The sequence below is a fragment of the Monashia sp. HAY1-5C genome (assembly GCF_056755255.1).
On sequence record NZ_JBPGXG010000208.1, the window covers coordinates 1 to 5,241 of the forward strand.

The following is a 5,241-nucleotide window of genomic DNA, read 5'->3' on the forward strand; positions in this document are numbered from 1 at the left end:
TCCGTCGTCGGCAGCGTCAGATGTGTATAAGAGACAGGGGCGTGGGGTCGGGGCCGGGCCAGTTCCGGTCCGGGACCGGGGTGGGGCGGCCGGGCTGCTCGCCGCCGCGTGCCTCGAGGTAGCTCTGCTTCGGCACCATGACCTTGCGCCGGAAGATGCACACGACCGTGCCGTCCTGCTTGTAGCCGATCGTCTCGACGTGCACGACGCCGCGGTCGTCCTTCGACGTCGACTCCCACTTGTCGAGCACCCGTGTCTCGCCGTAGAGCGTGTCGCCGTGGAAGGTCGGCGCGACGTGGCGCAGCGACTCGATCTCGAGGTTCGCGATGGCCTTGCCGGAGATGTCGGGGACCGACATGCCGAGCAGGATCGAGTAGACGTAGTTGCCGACGACGACGTTCCGGCCGAACTGCGTCGTCTCCTCCGCGTAGTGCGTGTCGAGGTGCAGCGGGTGGTGGTTCATCGTCAGCAGGCAGAAGAGGTGGTCGTCGTACTCGGTGACCGTCTTGCCGGGCCAGTGCTTGTACACGGCCCCGACCTCGAACTCCTCGTAGCTGCGCCCGAACTGCATCGCTCCTCCATCTGCCAGACACCGACGGCCAACGCTGCCCAGCCTGCCCGAGCCTCCTGCGACGAGACACCGCCGGACGCCGTGGGCTTGCTCACGCCGTGGCCTGCGTCACCGAACCCGCGAGGAGGTCGTGTGGCCCACGGGCTGCGCCGACCCGGGGGCGGCGGCGTCGTCGGACCCGCCGGGGGCGGCCGGGTCGGACCCGCCGGCGGCCGCCGCCCCGGACACGCCGCCGGCAGCGGGCCCGGACACGCCGCCGGCAGCGGCCTCCTCGAGGACCGCCGACAGCTCACCCGTGTCGGACAGGACCGGCGCGGTGCTCGTCGCGGCGTCGCGGTCGGGGTCGGCGGGCAGCGTCGCCCCCGCGGCGGGGCGGGGGCGCACGCCCTGCTTCTTGGCGTCGAGCAGCCCCGCGAAGTACGTACCGAGCGACACGCCGGCAGCCAGGCCCAGGCCGAGGCCGAACGCCTGCAGCAGCGTCGGCACGCCGACCGCGAAGCCGTTGCCGTCGGGGTCGGTCACGAGCGCCGAGATGCCCTCGTAGGCCATCCGTCCCGGCAGGAGCGGCACGATCGCGGCGGTGGTGACGGCCAGCGCGGAGACGCCGAGGCGTCGCGACACGAGCCGGGCGGTGAAGCCGATGAGCAGCGCCGCGAGCGCCGAGGCCGACACGGCCCCGAAGGACAGCCGCTCGGCCGCTGCGAGGACGAGCCAGCCGAGGGCGCCGGCGACACCGGCCACCGCGACGGCCCGCCCGCTCGCGTACGACGACACTGCGAAGGACACTGAGATGATCGCCGCGCAGACCACCTGGACCGTGAGGTTGCCGGTCAGCTGCGTCTGCGACGAGATGGCGATCGGGTAGTCGAGCCTCTTGCCGACGGCGAGCACGACAGAGATGCCGACGGCGATGCCGAGCGACAGGACGACGACCTCGAAGGCGCGCGCGCCGGCCGTGACGTAGTAGCCCTCGAGGGCGTCCTCGGCCGCACCGACGACGGACAGCCCGGACAGCAGCAGGACGATGCCGGACGCGACGACGAGGGACGGCGACACCCCCTCGGCCACCTCGACGCCGAACGAGCCGGCGACGACGACGAGCGTCGCCGCGGCCGTCGGGATGGCCGCGCCGACGCACTGGGCGAAGAACGCCGCCACGCCCGCCCCGGTGAGCCAGGTGATGACGCGTCCGACGATGGTCGCGGTGACGAAGCTCGTCAGGATGAGCAGCCAGCCGGCGCCGAGCAGCCCGGCCGCGCCGGCGGCGAGCGCTCCCCCGGCCACGGTGACCAGCCAGCGTCGGTACGGGTGCGGCGCCGTGATGACGGCGTCGAAGCGCACCCTCGCCTCGTCGACGGCGACGGGGTCCTGGACCAGCCCGACGATGAGGTCGCGCAGCCGCTCGAGCCGGGTGTAGTCCTGGACGCGGAACCGGACGATGCGCAGCACCGTCATCGGGTCGGCGTGGGGGCCGCGGTGGTAGGACACCGTCACCGACGTGTACGTCACGTCGACGTGCACGGCGGACAGGCCGTAGGCCTTGGTGAGCATGAGGACGGTGGCCGTGACGTCGGCCGCGGCGGCCCCCGTGGAGAGCATCGCGACGCCGGCGCGCATCGCCAGGTCGATGACGGCGAGGGCGGTGTCGCGGTCGACGCCGTCCGGGGTGGTCCAGACGGGGATCTCGTCGGTCGGCGGGCCGCTCGGCCGCATGGCCCGGCGCGTGCTCGCCCGGAGCGAGGGCAGGGCCCGTCGTGCGGTCGTGGGCCGGGTCGGTCGGTCGGTGCGCGCCACCTCCCCGACTCTAGGACCCCGACGCCGCGCCGCCACGAGGCCCCCACCGTGCCGGAGGCCGGGCCGGAGCCCGGGCCGGGGCCCGGGCCCTGACCCGTCGGAAACCGGCTACGGCGCCGCAGCCGGTTCGTGACACGATGAGCCGGTGATGAGCGAGAAGCAGCAGTCCTCACCGAGCCGCAAGCGCCCGACGACCGACGAGTTCCGGGCCTTCGTCGCCTCCGGCTGGGCGCCGCGGAGCACCGGGGTGACCCCCCGGTCCGAGGTCGCCGACTGGGCCGCCAAGCGTCGTGCCGCCGTGAGCGCCGCCTTCCGGGGTGAGCGCCTCGTCGTGCCCGCCGGCGGCCTCAAGGTGCGCAGCAACGACACCGACTACGTCTTCCGCCCGCACAGCGCCTTCGCGCACCTCACCGGTCTCGGCGGTGACCGCGAGCCGGACGCCGTGCTCGTCCTCGAGCCGACGGGTGAGGGCGAGGCCGCCGGTCACGAGGCGGTCCTCTACTTCCGCCCCTTGGCCGACCGCGACACCGAGGAGTTCTTCGGCGACTCGCGCTACGGCGAGTTCTGGGTCGGGGCGCGGCCCACCCTCGCCGACGTCGAGTCCGAGCTCGGCCTCACGGCCCGCCACATCGACGAGCTCGCCGACGCCGTGGCCAAGGACGCCGGGTCCGTGACGGTCCGGGTCGTCCGCGACGCCGACGCCGAGGTCGCCGAGCGCGTCGACCGGGCGCGCGCCGCTGCCGCCGAGTCCCAGGACGCCGCCGAGGTCGAGTCGCGCACCGAGCGCGAGCGCGAGGCGGACGAGGCGCTGGCCCACTTCCTGTCGCTGCTGCGGCTCGTCAAGGACGACTGGGAGGTCGAGCAGATGCGCTCGGCCGTCGAGGGCACGCGCCGGGGTTTCGAGGCCGTCATCGCCGACCTCCCCGAGGCCGTCCGGCGCGGCCGCGGCGAGCGGTGGGTCGAGGGTGTCTTCGGCCTGTACGCGCGCCACCACGGCAACGGCGTCGGCTACGACTCGATCTGCGCGAGCGGGGACCACGCCAACACGCTGCACTGGATCAAGAACACCGGCGACATCGCCGAGGGCGACCTGCTGCTCCTCGACGCCGGCGTCGAGGTCGACTCGCTCTTCACCGCTGACATCACCCGCACCCTTCCGGTCAGCGGCACCTTCAGCGACGCCCAGCGCCGGATCTACGACGCGGTCTTCGCGGCCCAGGAGGCCGGCATCGCGGCGTGCAAGCCCGGCAACAGGTTCTCCGACGTGCACGCCGCGGCCATCCGGGTCATCGCCGAGCACCTGCACGAGTGGGGCCTGCTGCCCGAGGGCGTCGACGTCGAGGGCACCCTCGACGCGGAGCACGGCCAGTACCACCGCCGCTGGATGGTGCACGGCACGAGCCACCACCTCGGCATCGACGTGCACGACTGCGCCCTCGCCACGCGGGAGGAGTACAACGACGCCGTGCTCGAGCCGGGCATGATCCTGACCGTCGAGCCCGGTCTCTACTTCAAGGCCGACGACGAGCTCGTCCCGGCGGAGCTGCGGGGCAACGGCGTCCGCATCGAGGACGACGTCCTCATCACCGAGGACGGCTGCGAGAACCTCTCCGCGGCGATGCCGCGCAGCAGCGCCGACGTCGAGGCGTGGATCGCCCGGCTCTGGGCCGAGCGCGGCATCACGGCCTGACCCCGCACCCGGGCGCGCCGACCGGGGCTGCGCCTACGGGGTGGCGGCGGTCATGACCGCGGTGGGTGACGAGACGGCGCCGTCGGGGTCGGGGCCGGGGATGCGGGGGCTCCACCGCTCGACGAGGCGCACGACGTCGCCGACCTCGGCGGACTCGACTCCGCCGCCCCGCACGGGAGGCATGCAGTCGGGGTCGACGTCGACGCGCACCGCCGGGCCCTCCGGGTAGGTCAGCACGAGGTGGAAACGCCCGTCCGACGCCGCGCCCGAGCCGGTGCAGGTGTGCGCGGTCGGACGCACCGGCAGGGCCCGAAGGGCGGCGACCACCTGCGCCGACCTGGACCGGTCCAGGCCGGTGGCTCTCGTCGTGCCGTCCTCGGCCGTGCGGCACACGGTCACGAGGGGCGCACCCTCGGGCGCCAGGGTCCGCTCGTCGCCCAGGCGCCCGAACGTCCTTGCGTCACATCGCTTCCCGGCCGGCATGGGGAGGCCGGTGAGCATCGCGCGCAGGGGGACCCCGAGGGCGGCCCCCGACGTGAAGTCACCGTTGGTGGCTCGTGAGCACGAGTTCGCGTCGGCCTTGGCGGCGACCCAGACGACGGCGTCGTCGTAGCGCACGCCCACGAGGTAGGCCGTCTCGTCGCCGGCCATCATGGTGCAGACGTTCTCCTGCCCGTTCCAGCGGGGTGCCCAGGAGAACAGGTCGACGACGCGGGCTCGCAGCTCGGGCGAGGCCACGGTGCGCCGGGACAGGCGATACGGCGCCGTGGGCGGCTGGGGCGAGGTCACCGTCATCGTCGGGTACGCGCACACGACGAGGGAGGCGGGGTCGCGCGGGGGAAGCAGTCGGGCGTTGCCGTCGAGTCCCTGCGGCTGGTGCGGGACGGTGAGGCCGTCGGCGGAGGCGAGGCTCCGGGGGCACGAGAGGGCGCCGTCGGCTTCGAGCCGCTGCGCCGTGACCGGCCGCTTCACGCCCGGTGTCACGTGCGGCAGGGCCGTCCCGCCGGAGCCCGGCCCCGGCCGGGGTGCCGGGGTCGTGCCGCAGGCCACCAGGGCCGACGCCGAGGCGAGGGCCGCGCCGGTGAGCAGGACGCGGCGGGCGGTGGCGAGCACGCGGCTACGGGTGACCGTGCCGGCGCGGGTGTGGGACTGTCTCTTATACACATCTGACGCTGCCGACGACGGA

At 74.1% G+C, this 5,241-nt stretch carries 4 protein-coding genes; 1 reads left to right on the forward strand and 3 read right to left on the reverse strand.

The genetic code is table 11. From position 1 onward, the window contains the following. Positions 1-16: 16 nt before the first annotated feature. Both ACR9ZK_RS20615 and ACR9ZK_RS20620 read right to left on the reverse strand, forming a co-directional pair. The gene (locus tag ACR9ZK_RS20615) at positions 17-571 is read right to left on the reverse strand and encodes a MaoC family dehydratase (protein WP_481343833.1); all 555 of its coding nucleotides are present in this window, start codon (positions 569-571) and stop codon (positions 17-19) included. A gap of 108 nt (positions 572-679) precedes the next feature. Beyond that, positions 680-2,365, reverse strand: coding sequence for a threonine/serine exporter family protein (locus ACR9ZK_RS20620; RefSeq protein WP_481343834.1), 1,686 nt, complete (start codon positions 2,363-2,365; stop codon positions 680-682). Between the two features lie 148 nt (positions 2,366-2,513). Here ACR9ZK_RS20620 and ACR9ZK_RS20625 point away from each other — a divergent pair, with 148 nt between their 5' ends. After that, positions 2,514-4,055, forward strand: a complete 1,542-nt coding sequence (locus ACR9ZK_RS20625; protein ID WP_481343835.1) for an aminopeptidase P family protein — start codon at positions 2,514-2,516, stop codon at positions 4,053-4,055. Between the two features lie 33 nt (positions 4,056-4,088). Here the strand turns inward: ACR9ZK_RS20625 and ACR9ZK_RS20630 are convergent. Further along, positions 4,089-5,241: hypothetical protein (locus tag ACR9ZK_RS20630; protein ID WP_481343836.1), on the reverse strand; the 1,153-nt coding region annotated here is incomplete at its 5' end.

Bases quoted from the DNA above. Each gene is read 5' to 3' on its own strand.
- ACR9ZK_RS20615 (WP_481343833.1), bottom strand. From the start codon at position 571: ATGCAGTTCGGGCGCAGCTACGAGGAGTTCGAGGTCGGGGCCGTGTAC.
- ACR9ZK_RS20625 (WP_481343835.1), top strand. From the start codon at position 2,514: ATGAGCGAGAAGCAGCAGTCCTCACCGAGCCGCAAGCGCCCGACGACC.